This window comes from Lacipirellula sp. (assembly GCF_965279485.1).
GTDB lineage: Bacteria > Planctomycetota > Planctomycetia > Pirellulales > Lacipirellulaceae > Lacipirellula.
The window spans coordinates 1673069-1696229 of record NZ_CBDIIC010000001.1; the positions used below are offsets into that span (position 1 = coordinate 1673069).

General features: G+C 62.3%; 17 protein-coding genes. 3 read left to right on the top strand and 14 right to left on the bottom strand.

Annotated elements, in window-relative coordinates; genetic code table 11:
- Positions 1-7: 7 nt before the first annotated feature.
- Positions 8-1261, bottom strand: a complete 1254-nt coding sequence (locus tag ACQY7R_RS07040) for a beta-ketoacyl-[acyl-carrier-protein] synthase family protein (protein WP_428304884.1) — start codon at positions 1259-1261, stop codon at positions 8-10.
- A gap of 360 nt (positions 1262-1621) precedes the next feature.
- Here ACQY7R_RS07040 and ACQY7R_RS07045 point away from each other — a divergent pair, with 360 nt between their 5' ends.
- Positions 1622-2107 carry a division/cell wall cluster transcriptional repressor MraZ gene (locus tag ACQY7R_RS07045; RefSeq protein WP_428304885.1) on the top strand — a complete coding sequence of 162 codons (486 nt, stop codon included), beginning with the start codon at positions 1622-1624 and terminating at the stop codon, positions 2105-2107.
- Positions 2108-2292: 185 nt separating this feature from the next.
- Here ACQY7R_RS07045 and ACQY7R_RS07050 read toward each other — a convergent pair whose 3' ends face one another.
- From ACQY7R_RS07050 to ACQY7R_RS07095, 10 genes are all read right to left on the bottom strand, one after another.
- On the bottom strand, positions 2293-2676 hold the full coding sequence (locus tag ACQY7R_RS07050; RefSeq protein WP_428304886.1) for a DUF1844 domain-containing protein: 384 nt from the start codon (positions 2674-2676) through the stop codon (positions 2293-2295).
- A 26-nt stretch (positions 2677-2702) separates the two neighbouring features.
- Complete coding sequence (locus tag ACQY7R_RS07055) at positions 2703-4364, bottom strand: CTP synthase (protein ID WP_428304887.1); 1662 nt, start codon at positions 4362-4364, stop codon at positions 2703-2705.
- Between the two features lie 258 nt (positions 4365-4622).
- Positions 4623-5039, bottom strand: coding sequence for a YraN family protein (locus tag ACQY7R_RS07060; RefSeq protein ID WP_428304888.1), 417 nt, complete (start codon positions 5037-5039; stop codon positions 4623-4625).
- Between the two features lie 123 nt (positions 5040-5162).
- Complete coding sequence (gene rplS, locus ACQY7R_RS07065) at positions 5163-5543, bottom strand: 50S ribosomal protein L19 (protein ID WP_428304889.1); 381 nt, start codon at positions 5541-5543, stop codon at positions 5163-5165.
- Positions 5544-5619: 76 nt separating this feature from the next.
- Entirely contained in the window at positions 5620-6306 is a 687-nt protein-coding gene (trmD, locus tag ACQY7R_RS07070; protein ID WP_428304890.1) for a tRNA (guanosine(37)-N1)-methyltransferase TrmD, read from the bottom strand.
- Between the two features lie 33 nt (positions 6307-6339).
- Complete coding sequence (gene rpsP / locus ACQY7R_RS07075) at positions 6340-6807, bottom strand: 30S ribosomal protein S16 (protein ID WP_428304891.1); 468 nt, start codon at positions 6805-6807, stop codon at positions 6340-6342.
- A 279-nt stretch (positions 6808-7086) separates the two neighbouring features.
- Positions 7087-8589 (bottom strand): signal recognition particle protein, encoded by a 1503-nt coding sequence (gene ffh, locus ACQY7R_RS07080; RefSeq protein WP_428304892.1) that lies wholly within the window; start codon positions 8587-8589, stop codon positions 7087-7089.
- Positions 8590-9093: 504 nt separating this feature from the next.
- The gene (locus tag ACQY7R_RS07085; protein ID WP_428304893.1) at positions 9094-9993 is read right to left on the bottom strand and encodes an aminotransferase class IV; all 900 of its coding nucleotides are present in this window, start codon (positions 9991-9993) and stop codon (positions 9094-9096) included.
- Between the two features lie 148 nt (positions 9994-10141).
- Complete coding sequence (locus tag ACQY7R_RS07090) at positions 10142-11248, bottom strand: hypothetical protein (protein WP_428304894.1); 1107 nt, start codon at positions 11246-11248, stop codon at positions 10142-10144.
- A 269-nt stretch (positions 11249-11517) separates the two neighbouring features.
- Complete coding sequence (locus ACQY7R_RS07095; protein ID WP_428304895.1) at positions 11518-11784, bottom strand: hypothetical protein; 267 nt, start codon at positions 11782-11784, stop codon at positions 11518-11520.
- Here ACQY7R_RS07095 and ACQY7R_RS07100 point away from each other — a divergent pair.
- Both ACQY7R_RS07100 and ACQY7R_RS07105 read left to right on the top strand, forming a co-directional pair.
- Complete coding sequence (locus tag ACQY7R_RS07100; RefSeq protein ID WP_428304896.1) at positions 11783-11986, top strand: hypothetical protein; 204 nt, start codon at positions 11783-11785, stop codon at positions 11984-11986. The genes ACQY7R_RS07095 and ACQY7R_RS07100 overlap by 2 nt on opposite strands.
- Positions 11987-12318: 332 nt before the next feature.
- Positions 12319-13590 (top strand): transglutaminase-like domain-containing protein, encoded by a 1272-nt coding sequence (locus ACQY7R_RS07105; RefSeq protein ID WP_428304897.1) that lies wholly within the window; start codon positions 12319-12321, stop codon positions 13588-13590.
- Between the two features lie 126 nt (positions 13591-13716).
- Here the strand turns inward: ACQY7R_RS07105 and ACQY7R_RS07110 are convergent, their stop codons facing one another.
- From ACQY7R_RS07110 to ACQY7R_RS07120, 3 genes are all read right to left on the bottom strand, one after another.
- Positions 13717-14259 carry a redoxin family protein gene (locus tag ACQY7R_RS07110; RefSeq protein WP_428304898.1) on the bottom strand — a complete coding sequence of 181 codons (543 nt, stop codon included), beginning with the start codon at positions 14257-14259 and terminating at the stop codon, positions 13717-13719.
- 143 nt (positions 14260-14402) lie between these two features.
- Positions 14403-16454: a dockerin type I domain-containing protein gene (locus ACQY7R_RS07115; RefSeq protein ID WP_428304899.1), complete on the bottom strand. Its 2052-nt coding sequence runs from the start codon at positions 16452-16454 to the stop codon at positions 14403-14405.
- 305 nt (positions 16455-16759) lie between these two features.
- Positions 16760-23029, bottom strand: coding sequence for a hypothetical protein (locus tag ACQY7R_RS07120; protein WP_428304900.1), 6270 nt, complete (start codon positions 23027-23029; stop codon positions 16760-16762).
- Positions 23030-23161 lie beyond the last annotated feature (132 nt).

Genomic DNA, 23161 nt, shown 5'->3' on the forward strand with positions numbered 1-23161 from the left:
GCAAGAATTACGCCGCCATCCGCAGCACGGCTGCCGGCGCCGGTTCGCAGCGTTCACCCGCGCCCGACCAACGTCGCAGCGCGATCGCGGCCAGATGGCCGCCGAAGGCGATCGAGATTTTGACCGCATGCTCCAAGGCGCGACGACGGCCGATGAGCGGCACGCAATCGAGGTCGCAATCAGGGTCGGGGTGCGTCAGATTGACCGTCGGCGGGGCGAACCCGTCGCGGAGGGCCATCGCCGTGATCGCCAGTTCCACGGCGCCGGCGGCATTCACGAGGTGGCCGAGGTTCGCCTTGATCGTGCTAACGCAGAGACGATTCGCCGCGGCGCCGAAGGCCGCGCGGATGCCGCGAGTCTCCATCGCGTCGTTTTGCTTGGTCCCCGTGCCGTGAGCGTTGATGTAGGCCACGTCGCTCGGAACGAGATTCGACTTCCGCAGCGTGCGATCGAGCAGGTGCGTGAGCGGCCGGCTGTCGGCGCTCAGGTCGGTAACGTGGGTCGAGTCGCTCATCAACGACCCGCCTAAGATCTCAGCATAGATCGACGCTCCGCGAGCGCGGGCCGAACTGAGGCGCTCGAGGACGAGCGTCGCGGCGCCTTCGCCCATCACGAAGCCGGTGCGATTGACGTCGAATGGCCGGCACGCGGAGGCGGGGTCGTCGGCGTTCGCCAGGACGCGCATGTTGTAAAAGCCGGCGGAGAGAATCGGGTGGAGCGTCTGCGCCGAGCCAACGAAGGCGACGTCGCACTGGCCGTCGAGAATCGCCCGCATGCCGTTGATCGTCGCAATCGAGCCAGTCGCACACGCGGTCGAGTTGACCATGCGGGGGCCGTAGATGCCGAGCCGATTGGCGACGCGCGTGGGGACTGCTGAGTAAAGCAGGTTCTCCCACCAAGGTTTGATTTGAGTCGTCCCGTCGCGGCGGGCGTATTCCTCGGCCATCCACGGGGTTGGACCGCCGCAGGTGCCGTAGGAGTGGGCGATGCGCGAGCGATCGACTCGCTTGAGATCGAGGCGGCTGTCGTCGAGCGCTTCGCGGGCCGCGGCCAACGCGATCGGGAAGTTTCGATCGCCGTAGCGGTCGTGGCCGACTTCATCGATGGTCGCGCCAAGCAGCAGCCCGTCGGGGATTCCCGGCATTCCGCAGAGCTTGCTCACGCCGTTGCGGCCGGCCTTCACAGCATTCCACGTCGATTCACGGTCACGCCCCACGGCGGTGACCATGCCGATGCCGGTGATAACGACGCGATCGTCCATCGAATCCGCAATGTGGTGAGTGCGCAGGAAATTGCAGCAGGGATCTCTTTCTGAAACGCAAGGAATACGGGTTCCAACCAAACGACGCCACCCGAGTTCCGGCGGTATGGACGAAAAATGAGAAAGTGGGGCGACTGCCGTAACTTTACTGATGGTGAAGTGCGTGACTGCGAGCGAAATCATGCGGAATGCTAGCAAATCCCTCTGGCGGGGGCTTGCGAGCGAGCGCGCGACGGGTAGAATCAGCCACACAACGCCAACTGGGAATGGAAGCCCAACAAGGCAATCAAAATAGTATCTTAGGTGGGTAAATTGCCCACTGCGACACACGGAGGGATTTCAAGCAACCGCCGGGACGGCATGACCGATTCCTTTGACCTGTTCCTCGGCGAGTGGCCCCGAACGATCGACGATCGCTTCCGCCTCTCGCTCCCGCCGGAATGGGTCGAACCACTCGCTGGCGACACGGCGAACTGCACCTTGGCCAAGGAACGGCCGGGATGCCTCAGCCTGTGGAACACCAAGCAGTGGCAAGGCTGGCTGAGCAACGGCGTCGAGCTGTTGCAAAGCAAGATCCGCAGCGGGCGGCTCGATCGTCGCACAGAGAGCGTTCAGCTCGTGGGGCGGCTGCTATCGACTCGCCACTACTCGCTGCCGATTGCCGGCCGCGGACGGATCGCGATTCCCGACGCGTTTCGGGAGTTCCTGGGAGTCGAGCCAGGCGGAGACGTATTGATCGTCGGCGCCGCGGTTTGCGTAGAAATCTGGCGGCCAGAGAGCTGGAGCCAACATATCGGAGATCAGATGCCGGGCTTCCGGCAGCTGTTCGACCAGTTAACGGAGTAACGACAGCGAAGCGAGAAGCTTCCACCATACAATCCGCGCCTGGCTGGCACGGTTAGCCACACGCCACCCGTCCGTTGTCACCCGGTTCGGGATGCAAGTCTAACGGTAGGCTAATCGGCAAAGGAGACCCGCATCTCCTGCTGGCTGGGCGCGGTTTTTTTATTGCCCCAAGCCACGGGCTTAGATTACTGACCCTGCGTCGCGGCGACGTAAGTCATCCGCAGTTGATGGAGCAGGTCTTGCAGCCCCTGCTCTTCCATGGGACTGAGATTTCCCTTGGTCTTGTCGGCAATGACGCCGATCATGTCGATCGCGAACTTCGCATGCCCCGGATCGGCGGCAATCTCGCCGGTGCCCGGATGCGGAAACTGCCCGAGCGCCACCATCGCTTCGGTGACGAAGGTCGAGATCAGCAGCTCGAACGACGCCTCCGGCAACTCGCCGTCGTGAGCCGACATCTCATCGCCGAGACCTTCCGCGCCGGCAACAGGATGCTTGGCCGCTTCTTTCTCGGCCTCGACCTGCGACTTCCAATCTTCGTCGATGATGATTTTCTTCGCGTCGCTCATAGTTCGTCGCCAGTCGTGGAAAGTCGTTACGCTTCTTGATGAGTGGAACGGGGAGCCGCTTTCTTGCCTTCGCCGCTCGCGTGCTTGGCGGCGTGATGGTCGATCGCAGCCCGCACGAAACCGGCGAACAGCGGGTGGGCGTCGGTCGGCTTCGACTTGAACTCGGGGTGATACTGCACCGCCACGAACCAGCGGTGCCCCGGCAATTCGACGATTTCGGCCAGCGTGCCGTCTGGGCTCTTGCCGGCGATCATCATGCCGTTGGCGGTGAACTGCTGGCGGTAGACATTGTTGAGTTCGTACCGATGGCGATGCCGCTCCGACACTTCCTCAGCGCCGTAAGCCTTCGCCGAATGGCTTTCCGGATCGAGCTTCGCGGGGTAGGCGCCGAGTCGCATCGTGCCCCCCTTGTCGGTGACGGTCTTCTGGTCGTCGAGCAAACAGATGACGCCGTGGCGGGTCTCTTTGTCGAACTCGGTTGAGTGGGCGCCTTCGAGTCCGCAGACGTTGCGGGCAAACTCGATGACAGCGCACTGCATGCCGAGGCAGATGCCGAAGAAGGGGACGCCCTTCTCGCGAGCGTAGCGGATCGCGGCAATCTTGCCTTCGATGCCGCGCTCGCCGAACCCGCCCGGCACCAGGATGCCGTCGTAGCCGGCAAGCATCCGCTCGGGCCCTTCGGCTTCGAGCTCTTCGCTCTTGATGCGGGCGATGCGAACCTGCGACGAGTTCGCCATGCCGGCGTGATCGATCGATTCGTAAATCGACTTGTAGGCGTCACGATGCTCGGCGTACTTGCCGACGACGGCGATGCTCACCTCGTGGTCGGGATTGCGAAGGCGGCGAAGGAGTTCACGCCAATCGTCGATTACCGGCTCCGGCGTCTTCAAGCCGAGTTGCTTGCAGATAAGCCCGTCGAGCTTGTGCTCGACGAGGCTGAGCGGCACTTCGTAGATCGAAAAATCTTTGTCGCGTTCTTCAATGACGGCGTCGATCGAGATGTTGCAGAAGAGGGCGATCTTCTCGCGGTCTTCGCGGCTGATCGGTTGCTCAGTGCGGCAGATAAGCACGTCGGGCTGGATGCCGATCTCGCGGAGCTGGCCGACCGAGTGTTGCGTCGGTTTCGTCTTCAGTTCGCGGGCCGCCTTGAGGTACGGCACCAGCGTGAGGTGAATGTAGAGGCAATTCTGCTTGCCGACGTCGAGCGAGAACTGGCGGATCGCTTCGAGGAACGGCAGGCTCTCGATATCGCCGACGGTGCCGCCGATTTCGGTGATGACGACATCGACGTCGCCTTCGCCCAGGCGATGAATCACCGACTTGATTTCGTTGGTGATGTGCGGGATGACCTGCACTGTCTTGCCGAGGAACTCGCCGGCGCGTTCTTTATTGATGACCGATTGGTAGATTTGGCCGGTCGTGTAGTTCGAATCTCGCGTCAGCGGCGAATTGGTGAATCGCTCGTAGTGCCCCAGGTCGAGATCGGTCTCGCTACCGTCGTCGAGGACATAGACCTCGCCGTGCTGGTAGGGGCTCATCGTGCCCGGATCGACGTTGATGTACGGATCGAGCTTCTGCATCCGCACCTTGAGGCCGCGGCGTTCGAGCAGCATGCCGATCGAGGCGCTGGTAAGGCCCTTGCCGAGAGAGCTGACGACACCGCCGGTCACGAAAATATGCTTGGTCATACGCTGCGGGGCCTTCCGTGATGTGGGGCGCGAAGGTGGGAGAAACGGTCCGCGGGGCGCCAGCCTGGCTGTCGCGGACCTGTCTATTCTAGTCGGGAAAGTGCGAGGCGCGCAGTCCTGAGAATTGGCCACGTTGCGAAGTCGGCGACCACAGCGGGGTTGAGGCATGGAAGGGGTCGGGAGCTTTTTGCCACTGGCGGCTTCCCATTCAACGCAGTCTCACCAGTGGCAAAAGACTCCCGACCCCGTTGGCGTTGCCTATGCAAAGAACTGCCCCCGCCCTTCCGCCTGGAATGCATTCGGATGGTGCACGACGCTCGGCCGCGGGTCGCCCGCCGGCCAAATGACTTCGACGATATCGAACCGAGCCGGACACTTTTGCAGCAAGCCGTGCGACTTCAGAAACGCGACTGCGGCGCGGGTCATTCGCTGGCGACGAACCGCATCGACGGAGAGGGCGGGACGAATCGCGGCGCTCCGGCGAGTCTTCACTTCGACGAAGACGACGCTGCGGCCGTCGACGGCAATGACATCGATCTCGCCATAACGCAAACGCCGGCGGGTCACCACGATGCGGTAACCCAACCGGCGTAAGAATCGTGCGGCAGCGCGTTCGCCCTGCTCACCGAAGGTGAGCGGTCGCCAGCGGAGCCCGAACCACTGCCGAAGCGTCATGACCGTGCCGAGGGAAGGAAGCGATGCGTTGCACGCCATTCCCGCCAGCATGCCGGCTACAGGACGCGGCGGGAAGCAAGTCCCAGCCTAGCCCCAATCAGCCAGCGATCAACAAGAAATTGGCTACTTCTTGTCGGTACCGGCTTGCTCGCTGCGGCGTTCACGCAGACGGGCCGACTTGCCCGAGCGTTCCCGCATGTAGTAGAGCTTCGCCCGGCGGACGACGGCGCTGCGCTTCACGTCGATCTTCGCGATGCGCGGCGAGTGGAGCGGGAACTTCCGCTCAACGCCTTCGCCGGCGACGATGCGACGGACCGTGAACATTTCCTTCGAGCCCGAACCGCTGCGAGCGATCACGATGCCCGAGAAGACCTGAATGCGTTCCTTCTCGCCTTCAAGGATCTTCGTGTGGATGTCGACGGTGTCGCCGATCTCGAACTTCTGAATCTGGTCGGCCGGCTTGAGGCTCGACTTCTCGACGCTAGCGAGGATTTGCTGGCTCATCTTGGCAATCCGTAAGCAAATGCGATTTGGAAATTGACTACAGAGAACAGTCGATGCTCCCCGTAGCGAAGTGTTTCTATTCGTTCAGCAAGTCGGGACGCTGCTTTCTCGTCCGCTGCAAGCTGCTTTCTTCGCGCCACTTGGCAATCTTCTGATGATCGCCCGCCAGCAAGACCTCGGGAACTTGCAGTCCCCGATACTCCCGCGGACGGGTGTACTGAGCAAACTCCAACAGTCGGTTGCCAGTTGAAAACGAATCGTACCGGCCGCTGTCTTCGTCGCCCAACACGCCTGGAACCAGTCGGATGACCGAGTCGATCACCACCATCGCGGCGACTTCGCCGCCGTTGATGATGAAGTCGCCGATCGAGACTTCCTCAGGCTCCAAAATGTCGATCACGCGCTGGTCGAACCCTTCGTAGCGGCCGCACATCAGGAGCAGCCGCGGATGGGTCGCCAACTCTTCGACCAGCCGCTGGTTAAGCGGCCGGCCCTGCGGGGTGAGCATGACGACTCGCCCCGGCGTTACATCCATCTTTTGCACCGCTTCGACCGCTTCGACCGCGGGCCCCGGCATGATCACCATGCCAGGCCCGCCCCCGTAGGGACGGTCGTCGACCGAGTGGTGTTTGTCTTGAGCCCAGTCGCGGATGTTGTGAAGGTCGACCGAAACGATGGATCGCTCGATCGCGAGCTTCAGCAAGCTCTGCGTCAGGTAGCCCGAGAACATTTCGGGGAACAGCGTGAGGACGTCGAACCGCATGGTTAGACGGCTCCTTGGCTGCTCGCCGTGTGATTAACCTTCAGCCGATTCGGCCGGAGCCTCTTCAGCAGCCGGAGCTTCAGCGGCAGCAGCCGCCTCTTCGGCAGCCTTCGCGGCCGCGGCTTCTTCAGCGGCCTTCGCGGCAGCTTCTTCAGCCAACTTCTTGCGTGACGGAGCGGCGGGGCCGGCGTCGGGAATCGACTTCGGGCCCTTCAGCTTTTCCAGCGCCTTGGTCTGCTGCTCCAGGTGCGTCCCTTCCGGGCCGTACTTCTTGATCAGGATGGCGACCTTCTCGCTCGGCTGAGCGCCAACGCTGAGCCAATGAGCGACGCGTTCCTTGTTGAACAATGCCCGCGCGTCGGTATCAGGAACCGACGGGTCGTAAGTGCCCAACTCTTCCAGGACGCGACCGTCGCGCGGAGCGCGCTTGTCGGTCGCACAAATACGAAAGAAGGCGCGATGGGTGCGGCCCATCTTCTTCATGCGGATGCATACCGCCACGTTCAATCTCCTCGGTAATCGTTACGTGAACCGCCTTCGCGTTTCACAAGTGCCCGCCCAGGCATAGCTTAGGGGCCAGACGGGAATCCAGTATCTTGTCAGAATGTGGGGGTATTTGGCAAGTGGGGTCTCGCAAAGGTTTTTTGGACCATCAACTGTTACCCCGGGGTTACTGTACCTACCCTGCCGAAGGCCCTTGCAGCTGTCACCCCGAGGTACTCCGAGGGGTCCGGCTAGATTCCTCGCTCCGCTCGGAATGACAAGTTAACCCGAAAAGCCTCACTCCTTGGGGTTTGCCCCCCCACCTTTTTCGTCGCGGCGACGCTTACGCATCTCTTTTTCCCGCTGTTTTTTCTGCTTCGCCTTCTCCTGCGGGCTGAGCCGCTTGCCCGAGGCCTGTTTTTGCCGGGTCAATTGGCCGCCGGGATTCGCCATGGCGCCGTTTTGCAGGTCGCGGACCATTTTCATGCGGTCGCGAGCGCCCTTGCCCGCCATGGCGGTCATCACCTGGGACATGGCGTCGAACTGCTTGACCAGTTCGTTCACCTCGTGCGGCTGAACGCCGGAGCCTGCGGCGATGCGGCGGCGGCGGTTCTGGTCGATCACCTTGGAAGGATTCCGCTTTTCGTCGGCCGTCATCGAGTCGACGATGCCGAGCATCCGCCGCATGCCCTGTTCGGCGTCGACGTTGTCGAGGTGCTTCATCAGACCGCCCATGCCGGGGATCATGCCCATGATCTTCTGGAGCGGGCCGAGCCGGCTGATCTGACTCATTTGCTTGCGGAAGTCGTCGAGCGTGAACTCGCCCTTCCGCAGCCGCTCTTCCTGGCGGGCCATCTCGTCCTGGTCGAACTCGCGCTGCGCCTTTTCGACGAGCGTGAGGATATCGCCCTGGCCCAGGATACGGCCGGCCATCCGGTCGGGATGGAATTCTTCGAGGGCGTCGAGGTGCTCGCCGACGCCGATGTACTTGATCGGCACGCCGGTGACATGCTTCACCGAAAGGGCGGCGCCACCGCGGGCGTCGCCGTCGAGCTTCGTGAGAATGACGCCGTCGAGTTCGAGGGCGTCGTTAAACGCCTGTGCACTGTTGACCGCGTCTTGGCCGGTCATGCTGTCGATGACGAGCAGCACCTGGTCGGGCATCGCCTGGCGGTCGACCCGCTTGAGCTCTTCCATGAGAGCTTCGTCGACGTGGAGCCGGCCGGCCGTATCGAGCAGCAGGACGTCGGCGCCGATCTTCTTCGCGTGGGCCTGGGCGGCCTTCGTGACGGCAACGGGATCTTTCTGAGCCCGATCGGAAAAAACGGGGACTTCGAGTTGTTCGCCGAGAATATGGAGCTGATCGATGGCGCCAGGACGCTGCAAGTCGCACGCGACCATCAACGGCATACGGCCCGCCGCCTTGAGCTGGCGGCCGAGCTTGCCGGTGGTCGTCGTTTTACCCGAGCCCTGCAGGCCGCACATCATGATGGTCGTTAGCTCGCCTTTCCCCTTGAGGTGGAGCGAGTGGTCGACCGGGCCCATGAAATCGACGAGCGCCTGGTAAACGACGCCGACGACTTGCTGGCTTGGATTGAGCGACTTGAGGACCGCTTCGCCGACCGCCTCTTCGTTGACGCGCTTCATGAAGTCGCGGACGACCGCGAAGCTGACGTCGGCTTCAAGGAGCGAGCGTTCGACGAGCTTCAGCCCGTCGCGCATGTTCGATTCGGAGAGCTTTCCTTGCCCGCGGAGGGTTTTGAAGGCGCTGGAGAGACCGTCTTGGAGGGCTTCGAACATGGCTGTTGAAAGGCGTTAGCGTTGGGATTGAGTCGCGAGACTCGCAATTCTAGCGGAAGGGGTACGGGTGATATAGGCGAGGACGGGCCGCGATGGCTTGGAGGCCTGAGGGGGTCGGGAGCCTTTTGCCACTGGCGACTCTCCACGCCAAGAAACCTCCCAGTGGCAAAAGGCTCCCGACCCCTTCGAACGTAGAGTGCGACCGTTCCGGCGGCTCGTTGAGCCGCGGCTGGTGTCGCGTCGCTTTATGTCGCCTCAACGCATTTTTGGCGACATTAATGCTAAGTCGTTGCGGCGTGTGGGGTTATCACTCGCATCGCCCGCGACACGCGGCTAATGGCCGCGACAATGAATACCCAACGGCCGACAAACGTACACAAACGAACAGTATAGCGACATGGGTGGCCGATTTCTATTCAAATGCGTTCTTTGCGCTTCTTTGTGGCCGTCGTGCCTTTGTGGTGAGCTTTGCGCGGTTCGCTCCGGCGGGTCGTTGACCCGCGGCTACCGGGTGGCGAATTGCTTCGCTTGGGCGGCGATGTCGACGCCGACCTCCTCACTCCAGGCGGCGAGCAGCTTTTTGTAGATGGGGCCGGGTTGGGCGTTGCCGATGGGTTGGCCGTCGACGCGGACGATGGGTTGCAGGCAGATCGAGGTGCTGGTGATGAACAGCTCGTCCGCTCGCGCGAACTCGGCGGGCGTGAGATCAGCCTCCGTATGGGAGATGCCGGCCGCGTCGGCGAGTTCAAACAGCACCTGCTGACTGATGCCGGGCAGGACGCCGTCGATGCGCGGAGTGACGATGCCGCGATCGGCGTAGTAGGCGACGACGTTAGCGGTCGACGCCTCGCCGATGAAACCTTTTTGGTCGAGGAGGACAGCGCGGGCGCCGAGTTGGCGGTGGGCGGCTTCCTGGTCGGCGAGGTAGTAGTGCATGCGGCTGCGGCACTTCAGCTCGGGGGGCCAGCAGTTGGCGGGGGTTTGGCGGACCTCGGTGATGACGGTGTCGACGCCGGTTTCAAACTTGTCGGCCCACCCGGCGAACGGCAGCGGGCCGCCGTGGACGCCAATCCGCGGTTGCGTCGCGGCGGGGGAATCGCCGGGCGTGACGAAGATGGCGACGTACCAATCGTCGCCCGGCGCCATCAGCTCCGCGTTGACGTCGGGGAAAGCGGCGACGGCTGCACGAACTTCGTCGACAATTGCGGCGGCGTTCCAGCCGACGATTTCTAGCGAGCGGTGGAGACGCTTGAGGTGCTCTTCGACGCGGAAGGGTTGGCCGGCAAACGTGCGGAGGCGTTCGACGACGACGACGCCGAGGCCGAAGCCGACGTCGCTGAGCGGGATGAGGGCGTTTTGCAGCGGGATCCATTCGCCGCTGAGGTAGGCTTGGCTGAGGTTCATGCAGTCTAGTATGGCGGGGAGGGGCGCGGCTTGCCACCGTCCCGGAAGCTAGCGATTGCCTAGGGGTGCCACTGGCGTGTCGCCAGTGCTGGAGTGGAAACTCGCTCGGCACTTCACACTGGCGACACGCCAGTGGCACCCATACGGATTACGGGCGCGAGGCGAGTTCTGTTTCTGCGCCCTCGACGTCGTCGATTGTTGGCTCTTGCGGATGTTGCGGCGGGAACTGGGCGACTTGTTCCAGGACGCGCGTCACACGGCTGGAGGAGGAAAGATACTCCTCGATCGCGTGATGGCGGCCGACGGAATTCGTCACGTCGACTGAACGGACGCGCGTCGCGAACTGGCCGAGGCCACCGGTGCCGCCGAAACCGAGCGGGCGGGCGCCGCTTTCCATTGCGAGGTGATAGAACCGCATCGCGGGATCGAGATGATTGTTGACGAGTAGCAACTCGTCGATTTGCTCAAGCGCGCGGCCGTGGTAGCCGCCGGGACGGATCCAATTGGCGTCGAGCGCGGCGGCGACGAGGGCGGCTCGCACTGGCGGGCGCTCGGGGTGGAGACGTTCATTCAACTCAAGCGAGCCGAGTCGGCCGCCGGCGAGGAGGTGCAGCGCACCAGTCGCAACGCGGGCGCCGTAGCTGTAGCCGATCACCGCGAGCGGCGTTTCAGCGGGAAGCTGGTCGATTGCCCACGCGAGCTGCCAGCCGACTTGCTTGGTGCGAGCAGCCTTCACCTGGTAATCGCGCACTTGCCCGCGAATTTGCGACGAGGGCCACGACCAAATGATGAATCGGATTGGCCCATCGTCTTGGCGACGGTTGGCGAGCGAACGGTACATCGCGAGGCCGTGCGACTTCGAGTAGCCGCAGTCAACGCGATTGCCGTGAATGTAAATGATTGTCGGCGTCGGCTTGGCGAGTTCCGCGGAGAGTTGTTCCCAGCCCAGCGATTCCCAGCCAGAGGGACCGCCGAGCCCTGCGTGCGTTTCGCACACCAAGCCGGAGCACATCGCGTCGCCTTCGCAGCGCGTGCCGATGCTCCGAGTATTAATCAGGAAGATTTGATCTTGGTCTTCCTGTTGCTGACGGCGCAGCGATGCGTTTGCGAAGCCGGGCGTTCGCGACGCCGCTGCGTCAATGATTCCGCCGCCCTGTTTGATCGGGTGCGGGTGGTTCATCGCGAAGAGGGAATCGCCCGTAGCGCATGCCAACGGCATCGCCATCGCGAACGGCAGGACGCCGCGTCTCAGCATATCTGTTGCTCGTTCCATCATGACCGTTTAGCGCAGACTTCGTCCAATCCGCACGGCAGGCGCACCGAAGTGAGACCAATAACTCCTTTGGGCGGGTGCGCACCTACGACCCGCACAAGCGTAGCATTTTTTCTGCGCGCAGGCGGAAGCTATGAGGGCGAAAAAAAACGCGTGTTGCGTTTGCACATCATTCCACGTGTTGTAGAGTTGCCGGACCCTCCGTTTTGCCCTCCTGAAGCAAAACACCCCTCCCCCCTTCTACGCCTTCGCTACAGTGCGCTGGCAGCGGAGAACCAAGTCATGAGGAAATTGACGATTCTGATGGCGCTGGCGACGACCGTCGCCGCGAGCAGCGGATGCTCGAGCTGCATCGGCCGCTGCAGAAATTTGTTCCACAAAGGCTCGCCTTGCGGGACCGCTATGACCGCTCCGGCCGTGATGGGCGCCCCGCTCGCCATGGGAACGCCCATGACGATGCCGGTATCGGCCCCGATGATGGCCGGTCCGATGTGCGTGCCGCAAGCTCCAATGTGCATGCCTGTCGATCCGTGTGCGGACCCGTGCGCAGATCCCTGCGCCACCGGCGGGATGGTGACGATGGGCTATGGCGGCGACGGCGGTTATGCGTCTCCGGAAGGCTGCGGTTGCTCTGGCGGCGGCGCCGGAGCGATCATGTCGGCTCCGCAGGTGATCCAGGGCGGTGCGATGCCGGCCCCGACGCCCGGCGGCGATATGTAAGCCGAAGCTTGAGACCCACAGTCTGATTTAACGAACTCGAAGCCGTTCGCACCGCGCCATCCTGAACGCGGTCGGGCGGCTTCGAGTTTTTCTGCGTTTATTGAGGTTCAGAGAATACGCCGAATCCAAGCCACCGGCTCCGCCGGTGGACGAGGTGTTAGTTGGCAGTGCTTTTGCTGCGTCCACCGGCGGAGCCGGTGGCTTTTATTACGCAGTACCTCCAGTACATGCGGCTTATCGTCGCGGGCGGTACGACCGGCAAATTCGCCGCTGCTTTTGCCTTGGGCTATGCTGAGAGTATGGACTGTTCCGTACCTCAGGACTCGTGTTCCGTGTTAATTCGCACCGCTCCCCTGCCCTGCCGTTTGTTCGCCGCCGCCCTGACGTTCGCTGCGGCGCCGTCGATGTTGCACGCCGCTGCCGACGCGCAAAACGCCGTCGAGAAACCAGCGGCCGACGTCATTGTCGCCGACGATAAACCGGACGCGGCCAGCGACGACGCCAAGAACGCCGAGCCAAGCGCTGGCCAACCGACCTACGGCTCGCCTGTCACGCGGCGGATGCGGATCGGCGCACGCGTCGAGGCCAAGGGTGGCGAGGTTCAGAATATTTATATCATGGTCGCGGCGCCGCTCTCTTGTCCCGAGCAGCGCGTGGAGATCATTGAAGAAGAATATCCCACCGACGTCGGAACGGTGGACTTCCGCACGCTGCCGGACGACAAGCGGTCGAAGCCGGGCGCGAACCAAATGTTGATTTCGATCCCGCAGTTGCCCGCACGGCAAACGGCCAATGCCGTGGTGACTTACGAAATCCAAACCGATCACGTCTATGCTCCGACGGAAACTGCCGGGCTGCGGATTCCGCCGAAGACTCCGAGCGACTTGAAGCTGTTCGTGAAGTCGAGCCCGTTCATCGAAGTGAACGACCGCGAGATTCGCGATGCGGTTGCCGAAGCGCTGGAAAAACGCGTGACGCTAGGCGACAAACTGGCGGCTGATTCGAATGCGATTCGAAGCGCGAATCTCTCCATCGCGCCGGCAGCTTCGGTCGCGGCCGACGCGGGCGATGCCAAAGACGCGAAGAAGAAGACGGCGAAGGAAAAACCGAAGCCAAAGACTAAAGAAGAGTTGGCGGAGCTTGAAGCCAAGATCGGCGAGCTCACCGACTGGCAGAAGGTGGAAGCACTCTACGACTTCGTTCGCACGAAGGTGAAGTACCTGGACGGCGCCGAGGATATGCCGGCGACGAAAGCCCTCGAAGACGGCGAGGCCGACTGTTACGGCCTGTCGGCGTTATTCGTCGCGATGGCCCGCACGATGAAGGTTCCGGCCCGCATGGTGTGGGTCGACAACCATCAGTACGCCGAGTTCTATCTGGAAGACGAGGAAGGCAAAGGCTATTGGTACCCCGCTCAGCTCGCGGGGACGCGGGCCTTCGGCGAGATGCCGTTGCCGATGGTGATCTTCCAGAAGGGGGATAATTTCCGCGTCCCCGAACGACGCCGTGAGCGGCTGCGGTATGCGACTGATTACACGACGCTAAAGGCTTCGGGGAAGCACAAGCCGCGGGTGGTGTATGTGCGCGAGCCGCTGACGAACTAACGGCATTCGTGATGCTCGCCGCAATATTAGCCCCGGGCTTCGCCCGGGGGTTGCACATCGCGCAGCAATGCCTACCGGTATGGAAACCGACCCCCGGGCGAAGCCCGGGGCTAAGTAAAGCAATGCTCACCCCGCTTCGGCGAGCGCTGCATCGAGGGCGGCCTCAAGTCCCGTCTGCCCTGCCCCGACGGCCGACCAGCGCAGTTTGCCGTCGCGACCGAAGACGATCACGGTCGGAATTCCTTCGATCGGCAAGGCGTCGAAGAACTCCATCGCCCCCCAGCCAACGGGCCAGGTGAACTCGGGCCGCGCAGCGACGAATTCTTCGATCCGCTGCACGTCGCGCTTTGATTCGCTCGTCAGCCCGACGAACTCGACGCCCAGCGGCCGGTACTTCTCGACTACCTTCGCGAGCCGGGGAATTTCCGCACGGCATGGCCCGCACCAAGTCGCCCACAGATCGACGACGACCACTTTGCCGGCGGGTTCGAACGCGAAGCCCTCGGGAACGTTCAACCAACCGTCGACGCCGAGCGGCGGCATCGGCGTGCCGACTTTTAGAGCGGAACTTGAGCCCGCGGAGCCGCGGAGCATCCAGACGCCGCCGACGATCGCGATGACGAGCAAGATGACGCCAAACGAATCGCCGAAATTTGCACGCTTTTCCATCGCCGCAATATAGCACGACGCCGTGAGAGGCCGCTAATGCGATCTCTCACGGCGTCAGGTTGCTGACTTCAATTCGCGATTTGCAGTGATCGAGGCGATCAACGCAAACGTCGATTTAGTCGCGATGCGGAAACGGCAGCGACTTACTTGCGACGACGGCGAGCTGCTAGCGGCAAGCCGAACGCGGCGGCAGCGAGCACCAACGAACTCGGTTCCGGCACGCCGACGATCGAACCGCCCGCGGCTGGGACAGCGACCGGCGGACCGCCGTACTGCTGCTGAATCAGCAGGAAGTCGGCGCCATCGACTTTGCCGTCGTTGTTGGCGTCGCCTTGCGCCTTCGTCGCGAGCGGCGGCGGGTTCAGACCGACGCCGTAGTTCATCTTCCACACGGCGAGATCGGCGGCGTCGACGATGTTGTCGCCGTTGAAATCGGCGCCGACGCCTGGCCCCGCGATGCCGGCGTACGTCACGAAGACGCTGTCGCCTGGGTAGGTGACGTTCCACAACGTGCCGGGGCTAATCACCGCGTCGAACGTCGAGCCGGCCAGCGTGTCGCTGCGAAGGATCTCGAACGAATCGCCGAGCTTCGGAGCGTAGTTCGGAATCAGCGACAACGACAAGATGCCGCCGAGATCAGCCGTACCGGTTACCCACAGCTGGCTGTAGTCGCTACCGAGGTCCATCTCCAGGATGCTAGAACCGCTCAGCGTGAGGTTGCCGATGATGGTCGACGTCGCGTCGGCTTGCACGGCGAGCGCGGCGTTGTTGGTGAAGACGGTCGATTCGACGATCGTGTTATCGAGCGTCACGCGGCTGTTGTTGATCAGGCCGCTGGCGCCGAGGAAGCGGAAGATCGCATCCTTGCCGTAAATGTCGCCGTTGGGCGAGTTGTTCGTAACGTTGCCCTTGAACTCCATCTCGCCGCCAATCGACTCGATGTTGTCGTTGTTCGTGACCGCGCCCGTGAACAGGAGGCGTTCGCGAAGGTTCGGGTTGATCGTCGAGGCGGTGTTGCGAATGTCGCCGTTGTTGACGACCGAAGCGGCATCGACCGTGCCTCCGCCGCGGATAACGCCGCTGTTGTTGGTGACGAGCGGCGTGAGCAAGGTGCCGCCGTTGAGGTTGATCGTGCCGAGGCGGGCGATCGTCGTCGACGTGTCGTTGCGGACCATGCCGTTGTCGTTGATGTAGACGACGCCGGTGCCGTAGGAGCCAATCGTAGCCGGCGGGGTCGGAGCGACGGCACTGCCGACGAACATCTCCTCGCGGGTCCAAATGATCGAGTTGCGGCCGGTGACGATAAGCTCGCCGTAGGCGCCATTCTCGCTGCCCAGGTAGGTGTCGTCGGCTACTTGCACGCGGCCCTGGTTGGTGATTTCGAGCGTACCGCGGCCCTCTTCGCCAATGAAGAAATCCAGATCTTCGGAGACTGACTGCCCGTTCTCAACGAAGCCGACGTTCCAGCGAGTGCCGATGCCGTCGACCAAGACATAACCCTGGCCGAGATCGTTTTTGCTGCTAGAGAGGTCCATCTCCGTGCCGATGCTGGCGGTATGGAGCGTTTCGAGGCGTGCTCCATTTGTGAGCCGCAAGTCGCCGAAGCTCTTGAAGCCGATAGAGATGTTCGTATTGACCATCAGCGAGGCGAAGCCGTCGATAGTCGCGAAGCCTTGCGCACCTTCCTGGTTGCCGAAGATGAGGTCGTATTCGTCGGTACCGCCGCCGCTTCCGGAGCCATTGGTGCCGAGCCGGGCGCCGGCGACGAGTTGAAGAAATCCTTGGCCCTGGTCGGCAACGATGAGCGTCTGGCCGACGCGCCACTCTGAATTGAGGCCAACGATGCGAACGAGGCCGAGGCCAAATCGATTGCCGCCAATAACCCCGTTATCAGAGGCGAGCGGATCGGTATCGGCAGGGATATCAATGGTCATTTGGCCGGCAGCGGTACCGCCGACGTTCTGCCCAGTACCGCCGACAGTTACCGTTCCCCCCGTAACGGCGCCGCCAAATTGCGGGAGATCGGGAACCGTCTCGCCGTCGACAGTTTTCGAGGGCGTCACATCGCCGATGCCGACGACGTCGGCGAAAGACTGCGCAGATGTTGCGCCTAATCCAGCCGCGGCGAGGAGCGCGACCGTCCCCTGTTGCTTGAACCACAAGATCGCGGAAAGCCGCCAATTGCTACGCTTCATCGATGATGCCTCTTTCTAATCTCGTCGACCGCGGCGCACAGCTTCGCCTCGGTCGGTGTCTGGCCCGTCGTTCTATGATCGTTGAAAACTGGGTAAAGTGCCAGCAAATTGTCGGCAGGCCTGTCGGCCGGGGCGAAATGGGCGATTGCGGTCGGCAGGCCCGGTTTGACGTTGCTGGGGACTATACATATTGGCCGCAATGGGCGGCATTTGTCTCTGTTGAAAGGGTTCGGGGGGTAGGGTTCGGGGTTCAGGGGAGGCACTCGCTTGGCGCGCTGCCCCCGCTGCGTTGAACGCCAATCTTCTTATTCGATTCTCCTGCGGAGTCGAACCGTCTCATCGACGTTGTGGTCGGCGCCTGGTTCGAAGCCGGCCGGGAGGGTACGGTCGATAATGTAGAAGCTGCGAATCCGCCGGACGTTGCCAATGTCGACGCCGTCTTCGCGGCCGAACGAGTAGCCTTCGGGGTAAACGCGTTTGTAGAGTTCCCGATCGTTGTTGAAGTTCGCCTTTACTGGTTGGGGCCCCGACGTTGCGTTCCAATCCGGCACTTCATCGACTTCGAAGAAGCCGATGGTGACCCACATCGCGTAGACGTTTGAGCGATTGGTCACCAGGTTGTTGAGCCGCGTAATTGGCTGATAGCGGAAGTACGGATTCCGATCGGTGTTGTTGTAAGCGAGCGTCGAGTTGACCGAGAACAGCGGCGTCGCATCGGTCGCGGGCCCCGCCGTCGTCAGCTTATCACTCCTCAGGAGACCGACATCGACGCCCGTCCGCACCAGTTGCGGCAACGGCACCAGGTTCCCAGCGTCGGGCGCGCGGAAGGGGTTGGCGAACATCGTCGGCACAGTCGGATCCAGCAGCGTGGCCGCAGCAGTGGCTGCTCCGTACCCCCGCCGTGACGACGCAAAATAATCATCGTCAGGACCAGGGTGGACTCGAACGGGTGCAACTTGCCCCCCTTGAGAAGGCTTGCCCGATTTCGTCGAGCCGTGGAACAATCCGGTCCAGACGTCCCTACCTGGAAGCGTATTGATATTCACGCGCCCCGGTTCGCGGAACTCAGGAATCAGATTGAACGGCGGCCGGAAGCTAATTCTCGGGTCCGTTTCCATTCGCGTCGCTAGCGGCATCGTCAGCGTCATGCCGAACCGATCGGGCGACGGATTCATCCACGTTTCCGCGCCGACGAACAGCGAGGGCGTGTGAACGTATTCCAGCACGCGATAGAGATGCAACGGCGTCCCCGGAGGCGGAGCGGCGGCCCCCTCCTGGTAGAAGAAGCCGTGCAAGTGGCGGAACGGCTGCACCATTTGCGCGCCCGCCTGGGGATCAGGTTCAGGCGACGTGGGCAACTGATATTCATTCCAATTGGCCGGCGGCGTCTCGGCCGATGAGAATTGCGTCGTCAACTGCGAAGAACGTAGTTTTGGCGTCAGCATCACCTCGTTGCCGCTGACGAACGGCCGGTTGTTCCAGGTAAGCCACTCGAACGCCTTATTCTGGCTTGGAATGATTTGCTTCTGTACGCCATTCGTCGCCGTGTCCTGCAACGAGGTGTTGAGAAAGCCGAGGCTCGCCATCGGAATAGCGTTGAACCAATTGTCGTCGGTGCGATTGAGCTGCATCAGGCGATAATCGCTCCGCGGAGTCGTCAGCATGTCGAGCCCCGCCTTGCCAGGTCGCGTCCGGACAACCGACGGAGTTTCGCGGGCCCATAGGCTGGAGACGTAGTTCGCATCCGCTTGGCGTTGCGTCTTCGCGGTGTAACCACGTTGCACGCTTGAGAAGTAATTGCGGGGATTGTTCGCGTCGGCTCCGCCGGGTTGATCCGCCGACGGCTCTTCTTTGCCGTTGGCGCTGCCGCGACTGTTGAACACCGAGACATTCGGAGCCATCGAGTCGACCGTGAGGTACGGATTAATCGGCTTGTTGTTCTGGTGATCGGGATGCCCTGGCTCCGGGTTCCAAGGGAGCAGCGGATTGGCCAGACGCTGAAGATAAAGGCTGCCGTAGAACGCGCCTTGATCTCCGCGCGGGTTGGAAGCCGTCTGCGGGTTGGGATCGCGAATCTCGGTCAACACTTCGTCGAGCGGATAGGCATAGGGCCAGTCGATGTTCTGGTTATCGAGCGCGGCCTGCCCGCCGATCGGTCCATCGAGCGGAACGTCGAGGGCGCGCGGAGCGCCTTGGGCTTGGTACTCTTCCTTCGAAGTGTTCCAAGTCGCGTCGCCGATCTTGCGAGGGTAGCCGCGGGCTGGTTCGGTCAACGACAGCCTGCGATATTCGGGGCTGTTCTGCCCTGGGCTAAGGACCTGATCGACGATGGCGACGTCGCTCATCGACTGCACAGGCCGTTGCGCCAGGTCCAATAGCATTTCGCCTGGGATGCGCGGCACCTGCATGCCATCGTCAGCCGGCGATTGGAGATCGTATTGCCGCGTCGTATCGGTGAGTTTCGCCGCGACGGGATCGGTAATGCAGTCAAGCATCCGGACGCGATTGGAAAGCGCGGTCCCTGTAGCGCGCGAGGTGACCAACTCGATGCGGCGTTGGGCCTTCACGTTGTTCGTATTGCGGGCGCCTTTGCGATCGGCGATCGGCGTCTCGTAAATCCCGCTGCCAGTCGAAGTCTCTTTGCCCGAGCCGACGACTAAGTAGCGTCCGGGCCGAACGGCAGGCGTGGGATTCTGCGTGCGATCGTTGAAATAGGCGGCGCCTTGCAAGCTGTCTCGGCCCGGGGCTCCGCCGAGGTAGATCGTGCGATCGTACTGCACTTGCGGTTGGCGATATGGGCGGAAGTTTTGGTCGGGGTGCTCCGGGTCCCACTTGTAGGCGTCTGCCTCTTGCGTAACCTGCTTGCCTACCGTTCGCTTGCAGAACGCCATCCGCCAAACAGAACTCTGCTTCAAAATATTGGTCGGGTCGCTCGAATCAGGGACATAAGCGCCGAGGTTCACGCCGAAATCGTGCACCTTGTCTCGATTTGCGGCGTTGTTATTGAAGACGCGCTGATGCGTATCGGCGTTCGCCGCCGGATCGGCCGCCCAGGGATTGTAAAGTTCGACGAACAGGGTTCCGCGCGGGCGAACGAGTTGGTCGAAATCTTTGTCGGCCTTCGGGTCGACGGGATCGAACACGCTCGCGTTGACGGTCCCTTCAAACTGGCCGTTGCCGGTGTAAACGTCTTCGAGCGCCGTGTCGTCGGTGCGGCGGTCGTGCCATGCGAGCGTTTCGCTCATGACGACTTCGGGGCGCTCGACGCCCCAGACCAGGCCGCGATATTCCGGGCCGAGAATACTCGTGCCGCCCGGCATGTTAGGCGGCAGTTCGAGTTGGCTGGCGCGCACGCCGTCGCCGTCTAGCGAGGCGACGTCATCGGCCGTACCGAGAATGCCGTCAGGGCCTGGCGCGGCGCCAACGAAGCCGTCGACATGCCAGCCGTCGAACGGATTCACGTCGTACTCGAACGGCGTCATGATGTTGTCGGGATCGCGGAAGTCGACGACGTTAACCGCCCACTGCGCCAGTTGGCGTGCGAACTCCTGGTCTTGAACCGTGGGGACGCGGGTGCCGAAATCGGGCTCGGCGGTCAGCATCATCGCCAGCGTGTACAAGTGGCGAGCCATTAGATGCCGGTGATCGACGACGCCGACCTGTCCGTTGGGCTGGGCGGAATCCGGAAGAATCTCCGTGGCGAACAAGGGGAAGGTCGCGCTGCTAAACGTGTCGGCCGCGGCGGGCCGTACGCCGCCTACAGCCCACATTTGCGTTTCTTCGCCCAGATCGACGCGGCCATTGATGTTGGCGTCGACGTACTCGCCTGGCTCGTCAACAACTCCGTATCCTGGCGTGAGGTACGGGTTGTTTATATCGCGAGGTACAGTATCGTCACGCCCATTTCCGAACGGACGGTTGATGTTCAGCCGCGTACCGCTCGCGAGTTCCGGCGCAAGGATCCGCCGCACGATGGCCCGAACGCGATTCACGTCGTTCACGTCAGTGAGTGGCACGGGAAAGAGCTTCGAATTGTTGCCGGGGAAGAGCGCCGCGCGGACGCGGACCTCCATCAACTCAGCCACGGAGTTGGGTTGCCGACGGAATTTTAGGTCCGGCGTTAGCAGCCCTTCCATCTCGTGCGGCAACGAGATATTCGGCGCCGGCAGGTCGAAGCTGTCGGTCGTGAGCTTGAGGCGATCCCCGGGATCAGTGGCAACGCCAGACAGCAGAGCCAAGCGTGAAGGCAACGAGCCGGCGTCGGCGTCGAACATACGCAACACGCGTTCGAGTTCCCCAACAGCAAATGGCGCATCGCTCGATGCGTAGCCGCCATTGACTCCCTGAACGCCGGCAGCGGTCTTGTTCGAGAGGTTAAGTTCGTAGGGGGAGTCGACGGAGAGATTGTCGGTTGTGTCGGCGCTGTTGATCACTGGAGCCAGCGTCGATTCGGATTCGGCTTGGCCAAGTTGGTTCAAGCCGACGGCGTAGCGGGCCCGCAAGTCGGGCGGGGTGACGAAGCTGGAAAGATCGGTCGCCTTCTGCGGCCAACCATAGAAGTTAATTTGAGCGAGCGCCTCGCTCTGGTTAGTCATTCCTGGGCGGATTGCCCGCGACCCGCTTGGCGGGCCGGTCGGGTTCATATCCGCTTCAAAGCCATACCGGCCTGGAACGAAGACGCCGTTGATCGTGTTGCCCACAAGGATGCGACGGAAATCGTCGAAGCCAATTGCATCTGACAGGCTAATCTCAGCAGGGCCGTAACCGACTCCATGAGGGGCAATGTCCGACTGAGTTAGCGTAACGGCGTTCACAAAACGCGTCATCGCCGTCATGGCGGTCAGACCTGTGTTGCTCCCGTTGGCTGGCCATGCTTCCGCCAAGTCGCAGGTGCCGTGAGCGTTGACGTTGAGCCGGCCGTCCATGTCGACGATCAAGATCGCGGCCAACGGTTTGACCAGCTTACCGTTGGGACCAGCCATCACCGGCAGGCCGACGTCGACCCAGACGCTGTCGCGGATGCCGTCGTTGTCGTTGTCGACGTCCCAAGGGCCGTAAACCATGCGGGTAAGCTTTTGCTGCCATTCAACGATATTGTTCGTGTTGGGAATGGCCGCCAGTTCTGGGTTGCTGCCGGTGAAGTTGGGATGGTCGAGCCAGTTCGGCCGCATGAGAATACGACGCAACAGCATCGCATCGCCCGCGAGGTTCGATTCTCGGATATCGACGCCGTTTTTGTAGGGCGTCTGATAGGCGAAGAAGTTTAGCAATTCGGGGCGATGCCACGACGGGATGATCATCGTTCCCAAGTCAGTGGGAACCGGCAGCGCCGTGTTGGTTAACAGCGTCGGATCCAGGATCATCGTTTCCTGCAGCGCCCCGCCGGTTCTTGGCGCTGGGACGTAAGCGAGGGGCATGTTCTGGTAATCAACCGCGTCGTACGACTCGTTCGCCCCGCCGCGACCAATCCAGTTCTGCTGGCCTAGGGGATTCACCGGATCCAGCGGATTATAAAACGCATTATGCGGATCGGTGGCCGTAACGCCGGCCGAGGTCGGCGGCGTGCCGGGGAGATTGATCTTCGCCGTCGCCATCTGGAACTGGGCGTTTGGCATCAACGCCATCGGCCAGAACGTTCCGCTGCCGGTGACGAGTTCTTCAGCAGCGTTGAGTTTCGGGCCAGTTGGATCAGCCCAAACGTTCAACCCGACGCCCGTGCCGCTGAAAGGGCGGCCGTTGATCAGAACTCGCGCAGAAGCGAGTTGCGTCGTCGGATTAGCAACCAGCGTTCCGTCTTCCAGCGTGAAGTTCATCACGCGGAACGTATTCGGCGGGATGAACCCCACAATCCGCGTGCTGCGACCGCGAGCCGCGCCGCTGAGGAAGGTGAGCACCTGCCCGTTGTAGGCGTTGTCGATGTTGGCGAACGAGAGAGCCGCCGGCGGGTTGGTTCCAACGGCCGGTTGGTACGTATTGCCGTAGAGATCGCGCAGCAGTTCTCCCGGAGCGGTGACGCCCGTAGCCTGCGTGCCGATCTGTAATTCGATGATTTGCCCGCCAGTAGCCGTTTGATCGACTCCACCAGTCGAACCGGCGAACTTGGGCGGAATCGCCGTCGCCGGAGCGGGGCCGGGATTGAGCATCGTCGGCGTAGGGAGCACGACTCCCTTTAGCCCGTTGTTGCCATACAGATCGCCCAGCAACGAGTGGTACCGCAGCGAGCTGTGCGGGTTGTTCGTGTCGCGGAGGACTTGCAGCAGGACTTCGTCGAGGAGTTGCGTTTGGGCCGTTTCGCTGGCGAGGCGGACCGAGGCCTTCATCGCGGTCTTGGCCGTCTTCTCCGACTGCTTCGCGGTGATGATGAACGCAGTGCCGACCATCATGAACAGCACGAGCAAGCTGAGGACGACCAGCAGCAGCACGCCGCGGCGGTCGCGGGCGGCGTTCAGCTTCGCGCGGCGGGTGAGCAGCCGGGCGCGGCGAGCGGGCCGGCTGCGGCTGGTGCGAGCGGTGCGGCCGACGCGGGCTCGGCGAGGAGCTGGCGACGACGACGGTTGGCGACGGTGCGGGGACATGGCGGCTGCTGTTCCTGTGCTACTTGTGTTGCCCCAAGTATGCGGAAGTATCCGATTGCGAGTATCTAGTTGCGAGTTGCGAGCGATGAGTTGCGAGTTGTTAGTAGCGGGCGTTCGTTGTCAGTTGGAGGG